Genomic DNA, 22,774 nt, shown 5'->3' with positions numbered 1-22,774 from the left:
CACGTGCAGCCCGAGGTCGCCACGAAGACGATCGCGGCGAGCACCTCACGGTCACCGTGCCGACGTCGCCCACCACCCTGAGGCCGCGCGGGCACCTCCTGAACCACCCGCTGAAACAGTTCCCACAGCTCATCCGGCACCAACCGCTCAACGATCCCTGTCACGCCCCAAAGCCTACCGAGCCAAATGAGATGATCTCTAAGCCCGGCGGAGACACCCGACGTGCTCTGTCGCCACAGCACCCCCTGATGGCCGATCAATCTTATTCTGAGTCCCGGTCCTTGGCGTCGCGCGCCCACGCGTAGCCGCCGGACATGACGGTGTGGCAGATCGCTGTGGCCGCGGCGGTGGCGAGGGCCCCTTTGGCGGGGCGTACGTGGTTCATGTCGATTCCTGGCCCCGTACGAGGTGGGTCCCCTGAGTCCCGGCACGCGTGCCGGGACCCACCGTTCAGATGTAGGCGTCCCCTTTTGAGGGCGTGTCCGGCGTTACCGCAGGCCGCACGCCAAGGCGTCAGCGTACAGGCGGGCACCGGAGGTCTTGGGGTGGAACGACTTCATCGACGCTTGTGGTGGTGCATTGTCTGTCTCGGCTTGACCGCTGGAGACGGGGGCCGTGCACAGATTCGGGGTCGTCGCAGATCGCCTTGCCCTTGAACTCCGGTACAGGGTCCACGAATGTAGCCCCAGTCGCTGTAGCGGTCGGGTAGGTGTGAGGACTCGGCCGTGGATCATGGACGATGACTTGCGGGCAGTGATCGAACCGTTGTTACCTCCCTGGCCCGAGCGGTCCCCGAGGCCAAGGCCCATGTCCCGACCGGTTATGCCTGCAAGGCATCCTCTACGTCCTGTAACAAAACATCACATGGCAACACCTGTCGCCGGGGCTGTCTTTCGGCCCCGGACAGACGTGCTGGCGGCGCGTGGACCGTTGGCAGCAGGCCGGGGCCTTGGATCGGTTGCACCGCATTCTGCTCGCGAAGCTGAAAGCGGGCGGGGAACTCGACTGGTCGCGGGTGTGCGTGGACGTTCCTGCGTCCGCGCGAAACAGGGGGCGTAACGGGGCCGTCGCCGGTCGACCGACACAAGACGGGCAACAAGCACCCCCTGATCTGCGACGGCAAGGGCCCCTTGCTGCACGCCATCACCACCGCGGCGAACGTCAACAACATCACCCAGACGCTCGCCATTGCAGACGGCATCAGACAGCCTCGGCGGCGATGGGAATGGCAGAGACTACGACAGCACACGACGGCCGTTGGTAGGAGCACAGTCACACGCCGTGGGTGCGTGGGCGGCTGACAGCTCTGAGACGTCGCCTGTACGGCTCAGAGCGCAGTTGGAATTTCATTGGTAGTCCCATAGCAGCTCGCCCTCCGAAATTATTGGATGGCACCCATCTACAGGTTTCATCGTTTCGAGCGAGCTAGCCACATGTTCCAGCAGAGAGGAAAGATTGGACCAATTGGGAGTCTCTGGGAAAGTGATGTTGGTGAGTTCGCTGCGAAACCCAACCCTGGGCTGTCGTTCGCCGAGTAGGTCAAGGATCATATGTCCGCCACCGCTATCGCTGGTAATGGGGAGCCACTCAGGCGTCTCCGTGTTCACCTGCGAAACAATTCCAGGTTGGCGGGATATTTCCGCGGTGAGCAGGAAGTCGCGTGCAATGAGTTCTGCACTTAACAGTGTGTGGTCGTCGCTTCCGTTGTGGCATCCCAAAGAGGCTGCTAACTCCCGTGGGAAGGTGACGCCTATCATCCGCTCAGCCAAGGCAACTTGCACGGGAGTCGCTGGTTGCGGAAGCGCAGCAAAAGTGACGGGGGCGTGTTCGGCCAGCCAGGCGTCGATGCGATTCCAGGCCCGGATGATCCGTGATGACGACATACCTTCCATGGTCTCACTCATCGGGCGCTTGAATACACGTATATTTGCGGCGTAGACGACGCTCCGATAAGCATGGGCACGGCCGAGCCGGCTCCACCGATGCGATTTCGCGCTCGAACAGGCAACAGTGACAGATGCCACAATGCTGCGAGACGCTGCAAGTCGGGCGTCCCGCTCGTCGGTTGGGGTCACGTCCCGAGCAGCCTCTGTCCGTTTGCGCCGCTGAGCGCACCGGCATAACTCCTCCGATGCTGGAGAGACGCAGGAGGCGGAGGCTGGCGAGCACGGTTGTCGGCGCACTTCGGGCGCAACGAGGCAGGTCGACCTGCGATGCGACTGAGAGGACCTGACCGGGACCACCCAAAGGAGCTGTCGTCGGATGCGTTTCCTGTCCCTGACCAGCGGGCCGCTGCCCGCCGCGGCGCTCGTGGTCATGTGGAGTTCGGGGTTCATCGGGGCACGCCTGGGAACCGACAGCGCGAACACCCTCACCGTCCTGATGTGGCGTTTCCTCATCGTGGCCGCCCTGGTGGTGCCGGCATGGTGGCTCATCCGCCGCCACCGGCACCACCTGACACCCCGCGACGTCGCCACACAGGTCGCGGTCGGGCTGCTCGCGCAGAGCATCTACCTGCTCAGCTCCGTGAAATCCATCGAACTGGGCGTCCCGGCCGGCACGACGTCCCTTGTCGAGTCCCTGCAACCGCTGGTCGCCGGAGCACTGGTGGGCCCGCTGCTGAAGGAGCGCGTCAGCAAACGGCAGTGGCTCGGACTCGTCCTTGGCCTGATCGCGGTCGCCATGGTGATCGGTGACGGGCTGAGCCTGGCCACCGACCGTCCGGCCTGGATCTACGCGGTGCCCTTCATCGGCATGGCCACACTCACCGCGGCCACCCTCCTGCAACGCGGACGCGGCACAGCCGTCGCTCTGAGCGACGCACTGGCCATCCAATGCTGCACCAGCACCGTACTGTTCACCTGCCTGGGCCTGGCCTCCGGCAACGCCCGGCCTCCCGGCGACGGCAACTTCTGGTGGGCGCTGCTGTGGATGGTCTTCCTCTCCACCTTCGGCGGCTACGGCTTCTACTGGCTCAACCTCAATCACCACACCGTCACCCGCGTCAACAGCCTCATCTACCTCTGCCCGCCCACCACCGCGTTCTGGGCGTTCTTGATGTTCGGCGACCCGCTCGGCGCACTGGCCGTCACCGGCTTCCTCATCAGCCTCACCGCCGTCCTCCTGGTCAACCGCCCCACAAAACCCACCCCACACACCACCCACCAGGACACCGACGCCACCCCGAAGTCCCCGCCGCCCGGCGAAGACGTGAGAGCCAAGACCCCGCCGTCACCGCCGGCCGGCCCCTCCTGCGCCCGCCGGTCCACACCGGGCTGAGAGCTAGCCGTCGCCGAACCCGGGACCCAAGTTGGTGCGGTGGTACACCGCCACCATCAGCACCCGCTCGGCCAGCGGCAGGCTCCACGGCCGGCCCAGCATGGTGCCGTTGCCGCCCCGCTCGCGCACCGCCTTCAGCAGCCGCGCAAGCTGCGTCATCCGCAGCCCCGTGAACGTCTCCACCCACAACCGTTCAACCCTCAACACCCTAGCCGTAAACGGGAAGTGCCCAGATCACGGCCTTGTGTAACACGCTTCAGGACCGGTGCGGACCAACAGCTCTCGTGTCCGTGGTCCGTCGAACTCGGCCAGCATGATCGCTTGCCACTGCCCAAGTGCAGCTTGCTTGCCGTGACCGGGATGGTCAGCTCGGGGTAAGTGGCGACCATGGCACGAGCGTGGGAGTGGCCGTTGTCGCGTTCGCCGTGGACTGCCCTCTCAGCGGGGGTGCGCTCCTTGTCGTGGGCGTAGTAATGCTTGCTGCTATACGGGGCGATACGCTCCAGTACAGCCTTCATGTCCGTGTCCAGGCCGCTGTCGTTTTCGTTGATCGTCAGGCCGCACGTGGTGTGGCCGCAGTACACGTGCAGTGTGCCCTCGGTGACCCCCGACTGGGCGACCAGCCAGCGGAGTTCGTCAGTGAGGTCGATGGTGGCCTCGGGGGGCGATGGTGACGAAGAACCGGACCGACACGGCGATGGAGCTTCCTGTCGGAAGAACGTCGTGTGAGACGACGCCTATCCGGCTGTCCGAGATGGTCGCCATAGCGCCTTCATACCGGTGTGCCTCAGAGGCAGAAAGCCTCAGCCTGCCGTGAACAGTGCCCGGACGATCACAGGTGCGGCAACGACGCTCTCGGCCATGTGCTGTGAGCCGTTACTGAGGCTGTGGACGTGATGTCGTGAGGGTGAGGCCAGGTGCGGCGAGGCATGCGTTGATGAGGGGCGGTACTGCATCTCGCGGAGTGTGCGGCGGAGTGACCGGATCAGGTGCTCCGGGGCGCTGAACGCGGTGTTGCACTGCGCCGAGCGCCGGATGAGCGACCAGACACCTTCCACGGGGTTCAGGCCGGGTGCATGCGAGGGGAGTTGGAAGGCGGTGATCCAGTCGTGGGCGTCGATGAAGGCCCGCAGGCGGGCGTCCAGGTGCACATTCACATTGTCCCAGACGAGTATCAGCGCGGCGCCGAGCTCCTGGTGGGCGGCGGCCAGCAGGTCGTGGTAGTCGGTCCAGGTGAAGCTGCGCCGGCCGCCACGCTTGTGATTGGGATGGTTTTTGGGCCGGAAGATCAGACGTGTCCGTTCTCCAGGTTTGTAGCAGGCCAGGGCGGCTATGGAACAGCGGCGCTGGGAACGGCCTCGCACCCGGGCCACGGGCGTGCGCCCTGGCCTGGACCAGGTGCGGGACGTAGGCGGCGTCATCGAGAACCCGGGCTCGTCTTCGAAGACGATGAAGGCGTCGAGCGCCGCCGCGGTGCTTCCACCTGAGGCCAGGTGTCCTTGACCCAGCCGGTCATCTTGTCCTCGTCACGCTCCAGGGCCCGCTTGGCCGGGACTTGGTGGCTCCAGACGTGGCGGCGCAGCATCTGCGCGATGGTCGAGAGGGTGATGGTCTTGTGGAACCGGCGCCCGATCAGCACCTTGATCCGCTTCAGGGTCCACGTCTGATCCTGCCAGCCGTGCGCAACCGGCCCCTTGGCGAGTTCCTCCTCCAGCACCGAGAACAGCTTCTCGCTCAGTGTGGGCCGGGCCGCCGAGCCCCTGGAGTGTCACCTCACACGATCCGGCGCCCTTCCGGAGAGGCTGAGTTGGAGCCCTTCGTGTTCTTCATCGCCGCCCTGGCCCCCACGAGCGGAACTTCAGCACGGCGCCGTCCTTGTTGACGACAACGGCCTTGAAGGTGAGTTCGTCGCCGCCCTTTTCACTGAATGTTCCGTTTCCACCGGCGCTCAGCCAGATTTGCCCTACCCCGCCCTTTGATCCGCTGTTATGCACCGTAGCCTTGGTCTGCGTCCGCGACACGCGCAGATCCCATCCGTCGACTACGAGATGTACTTGCTTCGTCACTAGAATCTCGCAGGCCCCGTCCTTGCAGGCGCCGACGTCTGTCCCGTCCGCAGCCTTCGGCAGTGGTTTGGGCGGGGCGCACTCGGGCGCGGCGCGGTGGGCGGCCGAGAGGTTCGGCTCGTCAGCGGCCACGGCGGGCAGGTCGTGTTTGGGCATCTTCAGGGACGCGATCAGTTTGCCGACGCGTTCGGCCCGGTCGATCGAGTCCTCCGCGAGGCTGGGGTCGGTGAGGCTGGTGACCTTCGGTTGGACCCGTGTGACCTCCTTGGCCATGCTTCCTTGCAGCCGGTCCGCGGCGGCGATGCCTGACGACCGTATGCTGTTGAACCTACCAGCGGCCTCGTCGAGGGACGACGAAGTGTCCTGCAGGTAGCCTATGGCGGTGAGCTCGGATTCGGTCAGCGCATCCCCGGGCGGAGGATCCGTGATGTCTTTGACCATGAGCGCGCTGTCCGTCTTCATCGTCTGAAGAAGCTTCGTGGCCTTGCACATCTGACCGGCCCATTTCACCAACGTACGGCTCGGCTCGGCGGACTTCGATGTGCTCGCTGCAGCCCCGGCTGAGCCGTCGCCGTCCGCGGTGTCCTGTGAACACCCGCCGATGGCCAGCGCGACCCCGGTCGTCAGCAGGGCGACACGTCCCATCCCCGTCTTCGCCAACATTGCCCTTCCTTCTTTCCACCGTTTCGGGCCTCGCCGCCCGCCATCATCGAGCCGACCCTTGGGGCCCCTCTCGTTAATCCGGATCCATCACCCGAACGGGCGACCCGATCTGAGACGATCGTCAGTCCACGTTTTTCTTAGTCCAGTTGATGACCTTCCGGTGAGAGAAGTACGTCTGCTGCATCTGTTCCACTGCCTCGCGGTACATCTGGACGTTTTCGGTGTCGATAGCCTTCCAACACGTAGTTGCGGCATGCTCGGATTGGTCCAGGAAGTCCTTCCAGTGCCGGTGTCCTTCCGCGTCTGGCAGAGGGAAGTAGGCGCGGGCGTTGGCAACGCCGCGTTCAACCGCACGGCAGACCGGACGCACGCGGGCGGCAGTGTCGTCGTAGGAGAAGGACTGGTTCGCGGCAGTGGTGAAGGCGTTTTCGTGCTCGGCGATGCCGTTGAGGTGTTGCTGGCCTCCGTACCTCAGCCACGCGAGCACGCGCAGTGAGCGCATCTGCGGTGAGGAGGCCGGGGGGAGATGCGCCCGGGACGGCGCCATGCCATCGGGTGTGGCTGAGGAGACATGGCCCAGTGGCAGTCCACTCGTCGAGATGAAGACGAGGGTTGTGGCCCAGACGCCGGCCACTAGGAAGCGACGGCGCAGGCTCACGGTGTGCTGGACGTCTGCGGTCGGCGCGGTGCGGCGAGGAATCGCTGGAATGAGCAACAAGGCTGCCGCGACGGTGAACACGCCCGGTCCCAGCACGTCAAGTCCGGTGCTGGCGGTGTGCGTCCAGCCTTCGTACGGTCGCCATCCGCACGTGTCGAAGACGACGTTGAACCGGCCCAGACAGCCGTCCACGGATGTCAGCAGGAAGGACCAGGCGAGTCCCAGCAGTGCGGTGAGTCCAGCTGTCACCAACCCGGTCAGCAGCCGATAGGTGCGGTCCCCGTTGCCAGCGACCCAGGCCGCGACGACCATGGCCGCCGTGACTGCCACCAGCACGCCGAAGGAGTCGTAGAGGAGGGTGGCGGCCAGCCAACCCGAGCCCGGTCGTACAGCGTCGTGCAGGAGTGCCTTGGCCATGGTCAGCGTACAGAGGGCCAACAGCCCACCACCGATTGCGCAGCGCACGATTCGACGCACCGGCAGCCCTGGGCCAGCACGCACGTGATCGGCTCGCGCCCAGCGTGGTGCCTTCGAGGTCAAGTGCCAGGCGCACGTCAGCAGCGGCAGCAGCCACAGCGCACCCGCGACCCACATCACGAACCGCTGCGACGAGAACACGAACTGGTCGGTGCCCAGGCGGCTGAGTGTCCACTGAACGCTTACGACCGTGCTCAGGCCATCGGAGCCGGCCTCGGCGAGCCCGGGGTAATAGGTGGCGTACAGTTGGAGTACGCCCTCGCTGTCGATGATCGGGCGGCCCTGGGCCCACTCGTATCCTTCCGACTGCCACCACGAGAACCACAGCCCGAACACGAGCCATGTGGCGGAAAGGCCGAGCAGCATGACCGGTCCCAGCGTGCCTCCCTGCCAGGTGCGGGCCCACAGTTCGGCGTGCTGAGCGGTCCACCAGCTGATCACGACGCCGATCAGGAGCAGCAGGAACATGAACTGCGGTCGCTCGGGGAGCCATTGTCCGGCGGTGCGGCTGGGCCCCATCCCACCGGTCACCAAGCCGGCACCGAACCACAGACCTGCCCGTATCCCGGACGGGCCGCGCTGGTTGGCAAGCACCGCATGGACGGCGGCTCGCCACTGGATGGTGCCGACGACCACGGCCGCCAGCCCCGCGCCGAGCATCGCGCAGGCCCACTGCGCCCACAGCGGGACGTCCCCCTGCCCCAAAGTTGCCGAGCCGCTCGCCCCATCTGCGACCATGAACGCCGCCGCGCCGGTCAAGAACAGGGGCAGCCGCTGGACGCCGAATAATCGAACGGGATCGGCCAACGCCTGCTCCCGCTGCCCCCAGGCCGGATGCATACGCCATAGACCGGCGAACGAAATGAGCATGTGCCTGCCCCGCCCTGCGCCCGCCGAAGCGGGAGCGCCCTGCCGCCACACACGCGGGTCGGCCCCCCATTTCGCCGCATCCGCATCGGCGTAGAACTCCCGGGTGCGAAGCACATCGGCGCGCGCCAGGTACACCAGCACGATGAGGAACCCTGTCTGGAGCAGTTGGTAAACACTGCTCGGTACGTTCGTCGCCGCGTAGATACCGGTCGGGTTTTGCAGAAGGTCCCGCCTGAGGAAGGCGACGGTCATCAGTACGTTGGCCGGCAGCAGAACGGCGAGGAACACACGCCACAGCGCCACGGTGCCGTAGGTGATGTCGACATCCCGGTTATGGATATGGGCGAGTTCGTGCAGTACGACCCCGCGGAACCCGGCGGGATCGGCCGATCGACGGGCGAGCAGCCCACCATGCAGGCACACGGTGTAGCGTCCCCACCGCCCGAACACGACCGCGCTGGGCGTTTGGGCCGCCGGGTCGATGACGACCTGCGGTGAGCGGGTGAGCCCGGCTACGGCAACCAGCTCGTCGACGAGACGACGCACCTCGCCGGTCGGATCAGTCTGCCCGTCCAGCGGTACGACCTTCGCGCGCCGGCCTTTCCACCGTGGCAGCACCCAGTAGAGGACGACCACCGAGGTCATCAGCAAGGCCAGTTCCAGCCATGCGAGCCACAACGGCAACCGGTGCTCAAAGCGGTCCCAGCACACGTCCAGTGCGGCTGCGACCCCCGGGCGGTTCAACGCCAGCCGGATCTCCTCGGGGTCACCGACGGGGTCCGTACCCGCGGCGTAATAGCAACCAACGCTGCCGAGGACGTTCCCTTCCGGCTCGAGCCAATAGGCTACGTTGTAGTTGACATCCTCAATTACCGACAGGCTGGCAACGAGAACCAGCACCGTCAGCAACACAAAGCGGGCTGTGGTCCCCGTACTGAGGACACGTCCGTCGACCCGCGCCGTCGGCGTAGACACGACTACGCCGGGGTGCCCGACTCGTCAGTGCCATCGTCGCCGTCGTCGTGCCCGTCAGAGTGCCCGGGCAGGAGGAGACGAGCCGCCACACGATCGGCGAGCACCAAGGCGCGGTCGGGTTCCAGTCCAGTCTGCGCCGACAACTCCAGAATCCGCCGCCGCACCTCGGCGACCTGCTCGACATTCAGCGCGGGTACTGCCTGCGGGGCACTTTGCCGACGGAACACCCTCCTCATCATTCCGCGGGGGACCCCGTCGATTGTGCGGCCGACGGCCTGTCGCACACCTTGGTCCAAGGCCACCCAGATCACCGGGGTGGCCAGGCAGACCATCTCCTCCAGTCCGAACCCCAGAGGCTCACGACCCCTGCGACGGCTGGCTAGGCGAGCTACCACCGTAGCGTCGTCAAACCGGCTCAGCCCGTCCACGACAGGCAGCTCTTCGGGTGCCACCTCGGCGATAACCGAGCGCACCACATCACGCACCGCAACCCCAGACGAAAAGGCCCGCTGCCGCCCCCGCATTGGGACCAACTCCCCTCTTTGTACTGCTAGTTGTGGAGTCGCATACTATCCATCGTCATCACAACGGCCTGTCGTTGACACGGCTGGAACGACTGCTGGGCAACAGATCGCAGGCAGCCAAGAGGAGCCCACCCCGCCTCGGCGCCGGACGGCGTGCGTGCGACGGCGCGATGGAACGCTTCCTGACGGCCGACCACGATCACGGCGAGGCATCGAATCAGCGGAACCACTGAGCAATCGGGCGCCTGCGGACGCTGAGGTCACGCACTCTGAGAGAGCTCCTCTGCTGAAAGGCGTTGACGGTGGTGGCGCTTATCCAGCCCCCCCCCGCTGCACCGGCGATGCGAGGATTCCGGCTGCTTCGTGAAGGAACTCTAGTCCCCGTTTGGTGGGTGCGAGAGGTCTGCTGGTGCAGTCGATGACGGTGAAGTCGGCGGCTTTTTCGATGCCTGTCATACGTTGTCGGAGCGCGCTGCTTCGTCCGTTGCCGAAGGCTCGGGCGGCGGCTGCGACGGTGCTCCCACTCCACAGGCCAGGGACGACGATCGGCTCGGCCATGCGATGGCTCCTCTGATGCGAGAACGCTGATTCCCGCGGCAGTGTGCCGCACCACTGCGCGTTCGCGCTGGCGTTCAGCACCGCACGACACCAAGGAGACTGCGAATCCACCCCTGGCGGTGAACAGGAGTACGAGGCATCGCCGTGCACCGACACGCTGCGCCCCGACTGCACATGGACGGCGGGCGGCCCGGCAGTGGGGATTCCCCACCGGCAGATCACCTCGGCCGCCAGTTCGCCCTGGCACACCCACCACGGCCCGCAGCCGTGCGATGGCCCGGCCTCCGCGCAGCAAGCCGCTGGTGCTGGCTGCGACGGCCGCGGAGCACGGCCACCCACAGACCGGCCGTGGCCCGGACCGTACCGTGAGCAGCGACTATAGCGACCGAAGTTTTGGCACTCCCGAACGACCAGAAGTATGGGTCGTCCGACCAGCGCCGGAGACGAGCAGCTACAGCCGCAAAGTCCAGAGCGTGGGCAGCAGCACAGTCTGGCACGGCGGCGCACCTCGGCCTGGCCCCACACCGGAGTGACGTCTCCCTGCGCCCTCTCGCCCGGTGCCCGGGAGCTGGTCCCCTGCACAACGTCCTGGGGCAAAGCCTGCCTGCCGACTGTGCGTTACACCGGCCAGGCCGCCGGTGCACACTGGAGCGGCAGCCTGCTGCCCTTTCTGCAGAGGACCGGCGCGAGGCCCGGTGCGCGAATCTGGCAGAGATCGGAAGCGGGCTGTGCCCGAGATCAGCCCTGCAGGGGGAGTCCCGCCGCGCTGGAGCTTCGTTGATACACCGCCCCGCCGTTCGCTGCGCTGTCGGCCCGCCGCAGTTTACGATCACTGCGGCGGGGAGGCGACGGGAAGGGCGGCACTGGTGATGACGGACTTCTTTGCCGGGCAGACGCCTGAGAGCGCCGCGGCGCTGAATCGCGATATGGACGAGGTGTTGGACCGGCTGCTGGACTACCGCAGGCGGCAGCGCGAGGACGGCAGCGTCGTACTCAGCCGGATCGTGCCGCACGAGCTGCCTGCGGAAGAGATCAGGAACCAGATCCTGGCCCAAGCCGAGGGCGCTGGCCTCGACACCCCTGCCGAGGCAGAACTCAAGGCGTACACGACGCGGGCCGCCGGCACCGGGACGATCGCCCAGCAACTGCTGAACTGGCACGAAAGTGCCCGGGCGCACCCGGAGACAGGCCTGCCCTACACGCTGGCCCTGGGGATGCTGGCGACCGACGACCTGCAATTCCATGACGTCTTCGCCTACCTGATGGCCGTGCGCCACTGCCTCGACGCCTGACCGCCCCTGCGGGGGACAGCCCTCACGCCACCAGCGCGGACGCAGCGGGTCTCGCGGCCGCCGCCGCGGCCCCCTCTCACTCTGCTCAACGTGAGGCACGCTCTCGGCAGCAGGACATACGCGGTACCTCACGGTGCAAGCCCATGAGCCCCGAGGCCAGCAGAGAGCCGAAGATTTTCGAGCCACTCCGGTATACAGGCAGACCTGCCTGTCGGTGACCAGGCTCGGGCCGCTCGCAGGAACAGGGCACCACCGGTGCGCCACCGCAAGCCCCGGATCGATGAAGTCCAGTCCATGGAAGAACCGCAGCACCTGCGCCCGGGTGCGATCTGCGTGCAGGTCGCGGCTTGCGCGCAGATGTCAACGACGGCCTCCATCGCGGCCGGCGCGAATTCGGTGGTGGTGTGCGACAGACTCAGATACGAGCCCGGGGGCATCTCCTGCATGAGGCGGCGCACGATGCGGTAGGACTCGGTCGGGTGGCATCACTGGGTTCGCCTCCATCGCGGCTCCGTGCGCCGCTATGCTCGGCACGCACGGCGGATGTCCGGCCGTGCCACCGGGGGACAGAAGGGCCGCCGTCCGTGAGATCAGCTCCGCCTCCGCCGCCCACACCATCGCCGCACAGCCGGGCGGCGGAAAGCAGCGTGGCCGAGACCGCACTCCTGCACGACCTCGCCGTCTGCGCCGTGATGTTCCTGGCGGCCGACCCGCCCCGGACCAGCCAGATGGCGTTCGTGTACCCGGACGGAACGCTGCCCGCTGAGGCGGCGCAACGGCTGACGGTGGCACGCCCCCACGGCTCCGGTGCACGACGACGTGAGGTGGCGGCCACCGTCCTTCCCCTGACCCGGGCCTTGCCAGTGCTGGGCGAGGTGCGCCGGATACCCGGTGCCGATCCCACGGCCGTGTTCTGGGGCGCGGCCGCGGTGGTGGCGCTGCAACTACTCGCGCGCGGCAGGCTCCTGCCCGCCATCACCCCTGCCGGGTTCGATACGTGGCGGATCGGACCCTGTGACGCGCAGGATGTCGAGCGGCTGCGGGAGCTGGCGGCCGCGATGCCGCCCCAGGCACGCGCGATACCGGCGGCGGGCAAGCGGCTGGGGCTGCCGCAGGCCGAACCGCTGGCGCGCGCCTTCCTCGACGCCGTAGCCGATGTCCTGGCCCGCACCCCGGCGGGCCCGGCAGCAGCGGGCGGCCCGGCATGGACTGCGGTCGAACCGCAAACGGTGCCGCAGTACCGGCAGTGGGCGGACGATGTCGCGGCAGGCCTGACCTCCAGCACCGGCCTGTCCTTGCGCATCGAACTACCCGAGGGCGATGGCGGGTTCGGGGACGGGGAGGCCGTGGGTGCATCCCTTGAAGAGGGCCAGGCGGATGCTGGGGAAGCGGTCGGTGGGGTTCGTGCGGTCGTACAGATGCACCACACCATCGAAGGCGTGGTCTGTGACGCCCAGGACGTCTGGGTGGGCGCCTCGGCGGCAGCCGGTGTATTCGGCCCGAGCGGCCGAGCGCAGGCGCTGCGGGCGCTGCGCCGGGCCGTGCACGTGTGGCCGCCGCTGGGCCGTCTGCTGCGCGCGGCGGCTCCGGTCGAGCTGGAACTGTCCGGCACCGAAGTAAGCGAGCTGCTGGGTGAGGCGGCCCCGGCGCTGGCCGCAGCCGGTATCCAGGTCCACTGGCCCAAGGAGCTCGCGCGCACACTGCTGGCCCGAGCGGTCATCGAGCCGGCCGGGAACACCGACTCCGATCTGCCGTCCCTGCTGTCCGCCGAGGCGCTGTTGTCATTCCAGTGGCAACTCACTCTGGGCGGTGGGGAACTTTCCAGTGCCGAGCTCGACCGGATCGCCGAGGCCCAGCGGCCCCTGGTGCGGCTGCGTGACCAGTGGGTCCTCATCGACCCGCAGATCCTCGCCCGCGCCCGGGACCGCGCGAACCGCACACTCACCCCGGTCCAGGCCCTGGCCGCCGCCCTGAGCGGGAGCACGGTGGTGGACGGCGAGCGGGTAGACGTCACCACCCGTGGCTGGATCGCGGATCTGAGGGAACGCCTCGCCGACCCCGAGGCCAGCGCCCGCCGTCAACCGGTGCCCCAACCCGCCCAGCTCCGGGCGACCCTGCGCGGCTACCAGCTTCGCGGCCTGACCTGGCTTGATCAGATGACCTCGCTCGGCCTGGGCGGCTGCCTCGCGGACGACATGGGCCTGGGCAAGACCATCACCCTCATCGCCCTGCACCTGCACCGGCAAGCCACCCCGGCAACGGCCGGCCCCACCCTGGTGGTCTGCCCGACCTCCCTGCTGGGCAACTGGCAGCAGGAGATCGAGAAATTCGCGCCCGGCACCCCCGTGATCCGCTACCACGGCACCCAGCGCACCCTGGACAGCGCCACCGAAGGCTTCGTCCTCACCACGTACGCGACCCTGCGCCTGCGCACCGCGCCCCTCGCCGAACACTCCTGGGCCCTGATGGTCGCGGACGAAGCCCAGCACGTGAAGAATCCGCATGCCGCGACCGCCGAAGCCCTGCGCACCCTGCGCACCCGCGCGAAGGTCGCCCTCACCGGCACTCCCATAGAGAACAACCTCTCCGAGCTGTGGGCGCTGCTCGACTGGACCACCCCCGGGCTCCTCGGCACCCTTGAAATCCTTCCGCGACCGCTACGCCCGGGGCGCGGAGAGCGGAAAGGACCCCCTCGCCGCGCAGCGCCTGGCCACCTTGATCGCCCCGTTCCTCCTGCGGCGCAAGAAGTCCGACCCGGGCATCGCCCCCGAATTGCCGCCCAAAACCGAGACCAGCCACCCCGTAACCCTCACCAGGGAACAAGTCGCCCTCTACGAGGCTGTCGTCCGCGAGACGATGGCCGCCATCCGCGCCAGCGACGGCATCGCCCGCAAGGGCCTGGTCCTCAAACTCCTGACCGCCCTGAAGCAGATCACCAACCACCCCGCGCAGTACCTGCATGAGAGCGCCGGGACGACGGCAGGCCGCTCGGGCAAACTCGAACTCCTCGACGAGCTCCTGGACACCGTCCTCGCCGAGAGCCAGCAAGTTCTGATCTTCAGCCAGTACGCGACGATGGGCCGCATCCTCCAACAGCACCTCACCGCCCGAGGTATCCCCGTCCAGTTCCTCGACGGCGCCACGCCCGTCACGCGTCGTGAGACGATGGTGCGCCGTTTCCAGGACGGAGAGGTCCCCGTCTTCCTGCTCTCCTTGAAAGCCGCCGGAACCGGCCTCAACCTCACCGCGGCCGGTCATGTCGTGCACTACGACCGGTGGTGGAACCCGGCCGTTGAGGAACAGGCCACCGACCGCGCCTACCGCATCGGCCAGACCCAGCCGGTCCAGGTCCATCACCTGCTCGCCCAGGGCACGGTTGAAGACCGCATCGCCGAACTCTCCCAGACCAAACGAGCCCTGGCCGACGCGGTCCTCGCAGGCGGGGAAACCGCATTGACCGAACTGAGCGATGCCGAGCTCGCCGACTTCGTCCGCCTGCGGGGGAACAGGCCATGACCCCCACCACCCGGCGCGCTGGAGACCACGGCGACCGCCACCGCACCTTTCCACCCCTGCCCACAGCCCGCGGCCGCCGTTCCTTCGCCGCATCCTGGTGGGGCAACGCCTGGATCCAAGCCCTCGAAGGGCCGCACCGCTCGGCCACCGGACGGCTCGCCCGCGGCCGCACCTACGCACGGGCAGGCAACGTCGGCGAAATCACCGTCACCGCAGGCCGCGCCACCGCACAGGTGCAGGGCAGCCAACCCGCCCCTTACACCTCGTCGATGGACATCCGCCCGTTCACCGCCGCCCAGTGGGACGCGCTCTTGAACCTCGCCGCCTCCCAGGCCGGGCACCTCGCCGCCCTTCTGGACCGGGAGATGCCCACCACCCTCGCAAACGACGCCGAACAAGGCGGAGCCCCCCTCCTGCCCCGCCTGCGTGACCTGAGCTCCCAGTGCTCCTGCCCTGACTGGGGCGACCCGTGCAAACACGCAGCCGCCCTGTACTACCAGGTGGCCCGGCTGCTCGACGAGGACCCGTTCGTCCTGCTGCTCCTGCGGGGAAGAGGCGAGCGTGAGGTGATGGAGGAACTCCACCGGCGCAATACCGCCCACCGCCACCGCCACCGGCCCGCCACGGGCCCCGGTGCCCGCACGGGAGGTCTTCGCCGCGGCCCGTGAGGGCCTGCCACCCCTTCCCGGTCCGCCACCCGCCGTCGAACTCCCCATACCGGTGACCTCGTTCGCGTGGAGCGATGATCCGCCCGACGGGCTGGATGTGGCAGCGCTGGAGTTCCTGGCCGCCGACACCGCACACCGCGCCGCCCACCTGCTCCGCCAGGCGCTGCAGCCAGATGCCACCGGATTGCCGCCCCTGGCCCCGCCCGCCCTGAGTGCGGAGGAGGATCTCGTACGCCTGGCCGCCGCCGATCCGCCCACCGGCATCTTCACCCGCCTGGCTTTCCGCAGCCACCGCACCCCGACCGCTCTCACCCGTGCCGCCCACGCCTGGCAGTACGGCGGAGCACCCGCCCTGCACATCCTGAATCAGCCATGGGACCCCGACCCCCACCACCTCGACGCCGCCCGCCAACAGATCAGACACACCCGTGACGACGAGCAGCCCCTCGCCCTGCGCACCACCCGCACCCGGCTCACAGCCGTGGGATACGGGGTTCAGCTGCGCCTGGGCACCGACGCCCGCCTCTGGTACCCGTACCGGAAGAAGCAAGGGACGTGGTGGCCAGCCGGGTACCCCAACACCGACCCGGCAGAGGCTCTGAACGAGGTGATCGACTAGAAACCGCACCCGGGTCCGCACTACGCAGTCTGGTGGCCGCCGCAGTTGCTTCGCCGCGATCGGCCTCCGGCTCGAACTGTCTGGAAGGCCGTTCCCCCGGCTGTCACATCCGTTGCCGGGTGCGGATAGCTGCTTCGCGCCAGCCCTCGGAATCAGTGGGCCCTGCACGTTCTTGTCTGTCGAAAGATCCAGGTAGCTCAGCCCACGCCGACCGCGGTGGGGGAGACCGTGAGGCGTGAAGGCCAGCGGCACAGGCTGCCGCGATGGGGCGTGTCGCACGCGCAAACTGCATTTGCCTCCCGCCTGCTTGGGCGGTGTGAGCCTCAGCCGACGTGGTGCTGCCATCGCAGCGCCGGATGTCCTGCGATCCAGTACGTGTGGGACTCCTGCGTGATGTGCATCTGGACGGTGGTGATGTCGGGGCTGCCCGCGTCCTGCCATGCGGTGAGGGCCTGCTCGATGGTGTCCCACAGGGGGACTGGGCCGCCCTGACGGACCGTCCAGACATGCGTGTGCTGTGTGAACGACGCGAAGGACTCGCGGTCGGGGTCGAACAGGTACACCGACAGGTCCCCCTCAGACGTCCTCGCCTGTGTGAGGTGTGCTCCGGGGGAGGCGAGTTGCGCGAGGAAGGCAGGCATCCACTCCTCCAGCAGCAGCGGAGAGAGCTGGGATTTGCGCTCGCTGTCGGCATAGGCGGTGCGGGCGGACAGGTCACCGGCGATCGGCGTCTGTGCCTGGGAGCGGGCCTGCATGAACGACGAGCGGGCGATGATGCTGCCCCGGGCGGTCCCGTCCCCGGCCACCGTGACTTTCGCAAGGCCGGTGCCGTAGAGCCACGAGCCGCCGACCGTGGCCAGGATGATGCCGCCCGGTTTGGTCTGCTGAATCCAGGTGTAGGGGATGCGGCGTACCGCGCAGGTGGCGATGACGCGGTCGTAGGGGGCCCGGCGTGGGTGACCGAGGAGACCGTCTGCGGTGACGGTCCATGTCGAGAATCCGGCCGCCTCCAGCGCGGCATCCGCACGGGCTGCGACATTAGCGTCCACTTCGACGGTGGTGATGTTGTCCTCCCCGAGCCGAGAGCACAGCAGGGCGCAGGAGTAGCCGGTGCCGGTACCGATCTCCAGCACCTGGTGTCCGTCGGCCACTTGGAGCTTTTCCAGCATGTCGACGACGGTGACGGGTGTGGTGGACGACGACGTCGGGGAGCCCGGCACCGGGCCGGTGGCCTTGTCGGCGGTGAGGTGCCCGTCGAGCTGTGTGGTCAGGGATTCGTCGCGGTAGGCGAGCTGCGCCCATTCCTGCGGTTCGGTTCCGGCCGCGGTGACGGGCTGCCACCTGCCGCCCGGTGCGGGCAGGAACACACCGGGATGCAGGAACAGCTCTCGGGGGACCGATTCCACCGCTGCCCGCCAGCCGGGGTCGGTGAGGACGCCTGCCTGGGTCAGGCGGTCGGCGAGGGCACGCCGCTGCGGAGCGGTGTCGGTCACGGGGAAGCTCCTTGCGTCAGCAGTTCAGCGAATGCGGCGGCCATCGGGAGGCCGGTGGGTTCCTGCAGCCATCCCCACTGTCCATTGGGGTTCAGCTCCAGCCACCACAGGCCGCTAGCCTTGTCCACGGCGAGGTCGAAGCTCCCTGATACCAGCCCGAAGTGGTCCAGGTAGGCCAGGAGTGCCTTCTCCGTGCGCTCGGGCAGGTCGACCATGCTGTAGGACAGGGCCGCGTAGTCCTTGCGCCAGTCCAGCATCTTGGACTCGATCCGCACGGCGAACACTTTCCGGCCGACCACCAGCACGCGCAGATCGGCCGCCTTGTCCACGACGGCCTGGAACAGGTGCGGCGCCGCGCGCACGCTTTCGTCCAGCTCGCCCGCGGTCACCGGGTCGGCCCAGCCGGTGACGGGAACGCCGTTGCGCTGGTAGGGCGTCCACCGCAGCGTCTTGAAGAGCACACGCTGGTGGGCGTTGATGAAGGAACGCGCCTGGTCCGGGTCGTTGGTGACCAGGGTCGGCGGCACGGTGAACCCCATGCGGTGGGCGACGGCGAGCTGGGTGGGTTTGTAGTCCGCGGCGGCGTTCTTCAGCGGGTGATTGACCCACAGTGGCTGGTCGAGGGCGTGGAGGATGCCGCCGAGTCCGTAGTGGACCTGTGCGGCCGCGAAACGCGCGTCGTCAGGCGCGAGGTGGTCGAAGGCAGGCCAGATGGGGCGCCGCCAGTACACGGAGCGGACGCGCGTCAGGTCCACGATCCGCGACGGGGTGCGGAGCTGCCCGGCCACGGCATCCGTGCCGCTGCCGAAGTGAGCGCAGACCGTCAAGTCCGTGCCGATGCTGGCAGGGTTGAATCTGGCCACCGGTACGTTCCGCGCGTTCAGCTCGGTGATTACCATGTCGGCGGTGACATCGTCGGTTTCGGTGGCCACGAGCACGGCCTTGGCTGCCACCGGTCAGTCCTGCTGGGAGTCTTGGTCGTGCCCCTGGTCGGGCGCCGAATCGGAGTTCGTACTCGTCGGCGTCTCGGTACCGCTGCTGGTCCCGTGCTTGCCCATATCGATGATCTTGCCGGTGCGGTCCACGTAGATACCGAGCTGGGTATCGGGCTCCAGCGTGACCGAGGCGTGCGGCCGGTGGGTGATTTTCGGGTACGGGGCGAGCCGACCGGCGCCCCAGGGTCGAACAGCGGTCTGGGCTGGCGTGGCCATCGTGGCCTCCTCGATGGGGTGGTTGTGGTGCACCACACGCTACGGCCGTCGTGGATGCAGTAGGACTGACCGTGGGTACATGTTGGGCGACCGACAGCACAGCACAGGGGGCTGGCATGGCGGTGAAAGGAGCTGCACGAGGGAACGCGGCGACGGGCAGGACCACCGGGTTCGTGCTGCGCATGGCGCGCGAGAGCGCGAACTGCACGCAGGCCGGTATGGCGGAGGCGATGGGCGTCGATCTCTGTACCTGGCAGGGCTGGGAGACCGGCCGCAGGTCACTGGCACACGTGAAGGCCGGAGCATTTCTGCACCTGCGACGCCGGTTACTGGCCCTGGGAACGGATCCCCAGACTCTTCACTTCTTCGAGCCTGCGATGGACGCGGACCGCATCATCTCCGGCACACTCCACCCGGAAGATACGGACCGGCATCCGCTGGCCGACTGGGTCCACACCCGGGACACGGCCCACATGATCTCGTGGGCACTGAACGGACGCGTCCCGCCCGCTCTCGCACAGCGACCGCTCCCGGGGCGCCGCGGCCCCGTGGCCAAGGCGCCGGTACTGCCGGCACCCGATCGCGCTGCGTTCTTCGCCCAGCTCCGCAACACGGCGGAATCAGCGCTCCATGCCGGAAGCGACGGCCTGCTCCTGCACCGGCAGGCACTGTATCTGTGCTCCTACGACCGAACCCCGGACGTCACCACGTGGATGAGCCAGGCCCTGCATGCCCGTCGCGGGCTCAGCGCAGCCCACGGCTGGACCCCTCACTGGGCCACCGCACGCTCAACTGCCACCGCGCTGGTCCGTCTTGGCGATCCGCAGCCCTTGCTGGACTTCATCGACAACGGCCTGGCGGGCGATGACGCCGCCGAGAACGCCAACCTCAACTACTGGGCCTACTGGCTGGGCGCACTGCGCGAACCCCAGCCAGATGACGGCTTCATGCGGCACAGGCCTGCCACTTGGGAGCCCGTGCGGCTCCTGCACGGCCTGGTCACCGGACTCCACCAAGCGTCGGCCTACGTGGATCTGTACGCCCACTCGCTCTGGGCCCTGCTGACCATCCACCGCTGGCTGCCTCTTGCCGATCCCAGGCTTGCGAACAGGCTGGCCTCGCACACTGACGGGCTCCTGGACCGGAACAGGATCTCCCCGCGTTCACGGCGCGAACTCAGCTCGGTGCACTACGTTCTACGCGAGAACCGCACCTGACCAACCGGAGGACGTATTCCATGGCGGACGCAGATCAGGAGCACGCGAAGGGCACCGCAGGCTTCCTTCTGGAAATGGGGATGCTGAAGCGTGCCAAGCGGTCCGGGTGGTGGACCGCCGGCGTCAAGGACCCCGAGACCATCGCCGAGCACAGCTTCAGAGTCGCGCTCATCGGCTCCGTGCTCGCCATGATGGAAGGGGCAGACCCCGCCAAGACGGCCCTCCTAGGGCTCTGGCACGACACACAGGAGACCCGCGTCGGCGACATCCCACACATCGGCCGTCGCTATCTCGAAGCCGCCAGCAACGAGAAGGTGACCGCAGACCAAGTCTCGGCCGCGCACCCGGCCGTCAAGGCCGGAGCCCAGCGCATCGTAGCTGAGTACGAAAACGGTGACTCCCTCGAAGTGATCTGCGCACACGACGCGGACAAACTCGAATGCCTCCTCCAGGCCATCGAATACCGCGAACAAGGCTGCTCCAACGTTCAGCCCTGGATCGACAGCAGCGCGGCGAAGCTCAAGACGGCCTCCGCCCACAACCTTGCTCAGGCCGCACTCACCATGACATCCATCGAGTGGCAGCAGACCTACCTGCCCTGAACCCTCGTCCACCCAGGAAACCCATCCCCGCTTCACGAAGCACGCCAGCAGCGGGCCGCCGCCCAGCTTCCTCAGATCAGCCCGCACCTACTGATCTTTTCGTAAGTTCGGTGGGTGTGGTGGGCGGATGGTCAGGCCGGTATGGGCGAGGTATGACCATGGCAGTGGGGGGTTGGCGTTGATGCGGTGGGCCCGCATCGCCCGGCTCCAGTGGGCGGACAGGCCGTCCCAGATCAGGACCACTTGCTCGCCGTGGTAGAACACCTTTACCTGCTCCAGGACCTCGATGAGTCCGGCGGTGTCGTAGCTGCCGGGCTTGAGGTGGAGGAGTTCGCCGCGTACTTCTGGGATGTCGAGTCCGGCATGCTCCCACCGGAACTGCGCGGCCTGGGCCCGCAAGCTATGTACGACGCCCTGGACGTCCCCGTGCCGAGAGACGGCGGCCTCCAGGACCTGATCGACCGCGCCGAGCTGATGAACATTACCCACGTCCTGGCCGAGCGGTCCGACCGCGTGGCCCGCGCGATGCTCACCAGCCTCACCGTGGAACACGGCCTGAAAAAGCTGAGCGTGGAAGCCGTCTACGCCAACGAGCCCACCGGCGGGACCGAATCCGGCAGGCTCCGCGTCCGCCTGTACGGCCAGGCCGAGGGGGAGATCTACCGGGCGGTAATGTTGGAGCAGTCCACCGGCGGGCAGATCCAGCACGCCGTGCAGGGACACAACCACGGATACCCGCCATACCCGTACAAGGCTGTGATCGACGAGAACGCACCCGATCCGGGCCGTAACCGCTTCGGCAGGCAGCAGCCGAAGAAGAAGTTGGTCCCCCACGACGACGAGCGCCGGTTCCCCGCTGCCCGGGCGCTGTGCCGGCTTCGGCGCGAGGAACACCTAAAGGGTGGGGAGATCGTTCGTATCCTGTCCGCGGGCCCCAAGAAGTACCCGATCGAAACCGAGTGGACGCGGAACCGAGTCGAAGGGCTGATCGCAAACCCCAAGCTCGCCGGCCACCAGGTGTACAACCGCAAGGCGGCGCGCACCGGGCGCGAAGGCACGTCCAGGTGGAACCCCATCTCCGAGTGGGCATGGTCGCCGAAACCCGTGCACGCTGCCGTGGTCAGCCTTGAGGAGTGGAAGCTGGCACAGGAAGTCACCGCCGCACTGCGCGGCGGTGACCACAGCCCTCTGCTGCGCGTGCACGCGGCGGCGTGCCGACGAGGGCTGACGGTCACCGAGATCAGCACCAGCGGGGCGCACGCCGTTTACCAGAGAGGAGCCCGCACGGTGGTCGTGCCGACCCCGATCCCCGACACCGTGGCACAGCATCTGATCGAGGACATGGAGGGGACACGATGAGCAACACGGTGAACTGCGACGCCTTCCGCCATGACCGGACCTGGGTGGTGCGCGCCGCAGAACACGGCGTGTACGGGCACGGCCGGACGCTGAAGAGGGCGGGCGAGGACGTCGAGCAGGGCTTGGCGCTCATCGGCGTGACCGCGCCGATCACCATCACCGTACGGATGCCGGAACTGGAAAAGCTGCGCGCCGCCGAAGCCGCCTACGATGCGGCGCTGAGGGAGGCCGTGCAGGAGTTGACTCTGCGGCAGACGACGGTGCGCGACACCGTCCTGGCGACCGGGGCGTCAACCGCGCAAGTGAAATCGCTTCGCGCGGTGAACGCGAAGGACGGGGGACCAGCTCGCCATAGCAAGAGGGACTTGATGGTCGGTGGGCGCACATGCGTCATCCACTGCGCCGAGGACCCCGAGACGGCGTCCTCCCTGTCCGGGCAACGCCATGTACACCCGGAGATGTAGGCAGGCCATACGGTGCCGGGCGGCGTCAGTGCCGTCCGGCACCTAGGGGTCGTCTTCAAAGGTGATCAAGTGATGAGGGATCATGCTCGTCGTGGTGCGTCGTCATGAGCTTTCGGATGCCGAGTGGGCTGTGTTGTCGCGGTTCCTGCCGAGTTCGGGGACTGCGGGGCGGCCTCGATCGGACGACCGGGTGGTCCTGAATGGAATCGTGTGGAAGCTGAGAACCGGGTCAGCCTGGCGTGATGTGCCGGAACGGTATGGCT

The 22,774-nt window shown here is 67.6% G+C and carries 18 protein-coding genes and 6 pseudogenes; 10 read left to right on the top strand and 14 right to left on the bottom strand.

What is annotated here, in order from left to right:
• The 3 genes from IG78_RS50370 to IG78_RS49780 form a co-directional block, all read right to left on the bottom strand.
• Window positions 1-164, bottom strand: a 164-nt coding sequence (locus tag IG78_RS50370; protein WP_169749745.1) for a transposase, incomplete at its 3' end; no start/stop codon positions are given.
• 98 nt (window positions 165-262) lie between these two features.
• A complete protein-coding gene (locus IG78_RS52315) occupies window positions 263-385 on the bottom strand; it encodes a hypothetical protein (protein ID WP_263972755.1) in 123 nt (40 codons plus the stop codon).
• A gap of 961 nt (window positions 386-1,346) precedes the next feature.
• Complete coding sequence (locus tag IG78_RS49780; RefSeq protein WP_157856010.1) at window positions 1,347-1,904, bottom strand: SMI1/KNR4 family protein; 558 nt, start codon at window positions 1,902-1,904, stop codon at window positions 1,347-1,349.
• A 358-nt stretch (window positions 1,905-2,262) separates the two neighbouring features.
• Here IG78_RS49780 and IG78_RS0138425 point away from each other — a divergent pair, with 358 nt between their 5' ends.
• Entirely contained in the window at window positions 2,263-3,279 is a 1,017-nt protein-coding gene (locus IG78_RS0138425) for a DMT family transporter (protein ID WP_063760852.1), read from the top strand.
• A 27-nt stretch (window positions 3,280-3,306) separates the two neighbouring features.
• Here IG78_RS0138425 and IG78_RS0138420 read toward each other — a convergent pair.
• The 6 genes and pseudogenes from IG78_RS0138420 to IG78_RS50765 form a co-directional block, all read right to left on the bottom strand.
• A pseudogene (locus tag IG78_RS0138420) lies at window positions 3,307-3,438 on the bottom strand (IS5/IS1182 family transposase); the annotation flags it as partial.
• A gap of 75 nt (window positions 3,439-3,513) precedes the next feature.
• Window positions 3,514-3,929 (bottom strand): annotated as a pseudogene (locus IG78_RS52905) (secondary thiamine-phosphate synthase enzyme YjbQ).
• 226 nt (window positions 3,930-4,155) lie between these two features.
• Window positions 4,156-5,047, bottom strand: a pseudogene (locus tag IG78_RS52900) (IS630 family transposase); the annotation flags it as partial.
• 58 nt (window positions 5,048-5,105) lie between these two features.
• The gene (locus IG78_RS0138405; protein ID WP_030573472.1) at window positions 5,106-6,008 is read right to left on the bottom strand and encodes a hypothetical protein; all 903 of its coding nucleotides are present in this window, start codon (window positions 6,006-6,008) and stop codon (window positions 5,106-5,108) included.
• Window positions 6,009-6,129: 121 nt separating this feature from the next.
• A complete protein-coding gene (locus IG78_RS0138400) occupies window positions 6,130-8,925 on the bottom strand; it encodes a M48 family metallopeptidase (protein ID WP_030573469.1) in 2,796 nt (931 codons plus the stop codon).
• Window positions 8,926-8,990: 65 nt separating this feature from the next.
• Window positions 8,991-9,473, bottom strand: a complete 483-nt coding sequence (locus IG78_RS50765; protein ID WP_199813356.1) for a hypothetical protein — start codon at window positions 9,471-9,473, stop codon at window positions 8,991-8,993.
• Window positions 9,474-10,939: 1,466 nt separating this feature from the next.
• Here IG78_RS50765 and IG78_RS50365 point away from each other — a divergent pair.
• A complete protein-coding gene (locus tag IG78_RS50365; RefSeq protein WP_169749744.1) occupies window positions 10,940-11,362 on the top strand; it encodes a hypothetical protein in 423 nt (140 codons plus the stop codon).
• A 186-nt stretch (window positions 11,363-11,548) separates the two neighbouring features.
• Here the strand turns inward: IG78_RS50365 and IG78_RS52895 are convergent.
• Both IG78_RS52895 and IG78_RS52890 read right to left on the bottom strand, forming a co-directional pair.
• Window positions 11,549-11,701 (bottom strand): annotated as a pseudogene (locus IG78_RS52895) (SAM-dependent methyltransferase); the annotation flags it as partial.
• Between the two features lie 5 nt (window positions 11,702-11,706).
• Window positions 11,707-11,823 (bottom strand): annotated as a pseudogene (locus tag IG78_RS52890) (SAM-dependent methyltransferase); the annotation flags it as partial.
• A gap of 231 nt (window positions 11,824-12,054) precedes the next feature.
• Between IG78_RS52890 and IG78_RS43300 the strand changes: the two are divergent.
• The 3 genes and pseudogenes from IG78_RS43300 (at window position 12,055) to IG78_RS51930 (ending at window position 16,165) form a co-directional block, all read left to right on the top strand.
• Window positions 12,055-14,878 (top strand): annotated as a pseudogene (locus IG78_RS43300) (DEAD/DEAH box helicase).
• Window positions 14,875-15,546: an SWIM zinc finger family protein gene (locus IG78_RS51935; protein WP_225882392.1), complete on the top strand. Its 672-nt coding sequence runs from the start codon at window positions 14,875-14,877 to the stop codon at window positions 15,544-15,546. Before IG78_RS43300 ends, IG78_RS51935 begins: the two are co-directional and overlap by 4 nt.
• Window positions 15,512-16,165 (top strand): hypothetical protein, encoded by a 654-nt coding sequence (locus tag IG78_RS51930; protein WP_249926160.1) that lies wholly within the window; start codon window positions 15,512-15,514, stop codon window positions 16,163-16,165. The genes IG78_RS51935 and IG78_RS51930 overlap by 35 nt, the downstream gene beginning before the upstream one ends.
• Window positions 16,166-16,488: 323 nt before the next feature.
• Here IG78_RS51930 and tgmC read toward each other — a convergent pair whose 3' ends face one another.
• From tgmC to tgmA, 3 genes are read right to left on the bottom strand one after another with little or no spacing between them, the layout of a single operon-like run.
• The gene (tgmC, locus tag IG78_RS0138370; RefSeq protein WP_030573458.1) at window positions 16,489-17,658 is read right to left on the bottom strand and encodes an ATP-grasp peptide maturase system methyltransferase; all 1,170 of its coding nucleotides are present in this window, start codon (window positions 17,656-17,658) and stop codon (window positions 16,489-16,491) included.
• The gene (tgmB, locus tag IG78_RS0138365; protein WP_030573456.1) at window positions 17,655-18,611 is read right to left on the bottom strand and encodes an ATP-grasp ribosomal peptide maturase; all 957 of its coding nucleotides are present in this window, start codon (window positions 18,609-18,611) and stop codon (window positions 17,655-17,657) included. Before tgmB ends, tgmC begins: the two co-directional genes overlap by 4 nt.
• Before the next feature lie 3 nt (window positions 18,612-18,614).
• Window positions 18,615-18,869: a putative ATP-grasp-modified RiPP gene (tgmA, locus tag IG78_RS0138360; RefSeq protein ID WP_030573452.1), complete on the bottom strand. Its 255-nt coding sequence runs from the start codon at window positions 18,867-18,869 to the stop codon at window positions 18,615-18,617.
• A 116-nt stretch (window positions 18,870-18,985) separates the two neighbouring features.
• On the opposite strand from tgmA, the gene IG78_RS0138355 reads away from it, so the two are divergent.
• The 5 genes from IG78_RS0138355 to IG78_RS46915 all read left to right on the top strand — a co-directional run.
• A complete protein-coding gene (locus IG78_RS0138355; RefSeq protein ID WP_051853422.1) occupies window positions 18,986-20,086 on the top strand; it encodes a helix-turn-helix domain-containing protein in 1,101 nt (366 codons plus the stop codon).
• A gap of 20 nt (window positions 20,087-20,106) precedes the next feature.
• The gene (locus IG78_RS0138350; RefSeq protein ID WP_030573445.1) at window positions 20,107-20,688 is read left to right on the top strand and encodes an HD domain-containing protein; all 582 of its coding nucleotides are present in this window, start codon (window positions 20,107-20,109) and stop codon (window positions 20,686-20,688) included.
• A 252-nt stretch (window positions 20,689-20,940) separates the two neighbouring features.
• On the top strand, window positions 20,941-22,047 hold the full coding sequence (locus tag IG78_RS0138345) for a recombinase family protein (protein ID WP_157856009.1): 1,107 nt from the start codon (window positions 20,941-20,943) through the stop codon (window positions 22,045-22,047).
• Window positions 22,044-22,511 carry a hypothetical protein gene (locus IG78_RS0138340; protein WP_030573440.1) on the top strand — a complete coding sequence of 156 codons (468 nt, stop codon included), beginning with the start codon at window positions 22,044-22,046 and terminating at the stop codon, window positions 22,509-22,511. The genes IG78_RS0138345 and IG78_RS0138340 overlap by 4 nt, the downstream gene beginning before the upstream one ends.
• A gap of 82 nt (window positions 22,512-22,593) precedes the next feature.
• A partial coding sequence (locus IG78_RS46915; RefSeq protein WP_157856008.1) for a transposase occupies window positions 22,594-22,774 on the top strand: 181 nt, incomplete at its 3' end.

Source organism: Streptomyces aureocirculatus, from assembly GCF_000720475.1.
Taxonomy (GTDB): Bacteria; Actinomycetota; Actinomycetes; order Streptomycetales; family Streptomycetaceae; genus Streptomyces; species Streptomyces aureocirculatus.
The sequence above is the reverse complement of the archived record's forward strand: the minus strand, read 5'-3'. Positions and strand labels throughout refer to the sequence as shown.

What these genes read in the sequence shown, in the direction of transcription:
- IG78_RS52315 (WP_263972755.1), bottom strand. Translation starts at nt 385, where the DNA reads ATGAACCACGTACGCCCCGCCAAAGGGGCCCTCGCCACCGCCGCGGCC.
- IG78_RS0138425 (WP_063760852.1), top strand. Translation starts at nt 2,263, where the DNA reads ATGCGTTTCCTGTCCCTGACCAGCGGGCCGCTGCCCGCCGCGGCGCTC.
- IG78_RS0138340 (WP_030573440.1), top strand. Translation starts at nt 22,044, where the DNA reads ATGAGCAACACGGTGAACTGCGACGCCTTCCGCCATGACCGGACCTGG.
- IG78_RS51935 (WP_225882392.1), top strand. Translation starts at nt 14,875, where the DNA reads ATGACCCCCACCACCCGGCGCGCTGGAGACCACGGCGACCGCCACCGC.
- IG78_RS50365 (WP_169749744.1), top strand. Translation starts at nt 10,940, where the DNA reads ATGACGGACTTCTTTGCCGGGCAGACGCCTGAGAGCGCCGCGGCGCTG.
- IG78_RS0138350 (WP_030573445.1), top strand. Translation starts at nt 20,107, where the DNA reads ATGGCGGACGCAGATCAGGAGCACGCGAAGGGCACCGCAGGCTTCCTT.
- IG78_RS49780 (WP_157856010.1), bottom strand. Translation starts at nt 1,904, where the DNA reads ATGAGTGAGACCATGGAAGGTATGTCGTCATCACGGATCATCCGGGCC.
- tgmA (WP_030573452.1), bottom strand. Translation starts at nt 18,869, where the DNA reads ATGGCCACGCCAGCCCAGACCGCTGTTCGACCCTGGGGCGCCGGTCGG.
- IG78_RS0138355 (WP_051853422.1), top strand. Translation starts at nt 18,986, where the DNA reads ATGGCGGTGAAAGGAGCTGCACGAGGGAACGCGGCGACGGGCAGGACC.
- IG78_RS0138405 (WP_030573472.1), bottom strand. Translation starts at nt 6,008, where the DNA reads ATGTTGGCGAAGACGGGGATGGGACGTGTCGCCCTGCTGACGACCGGG.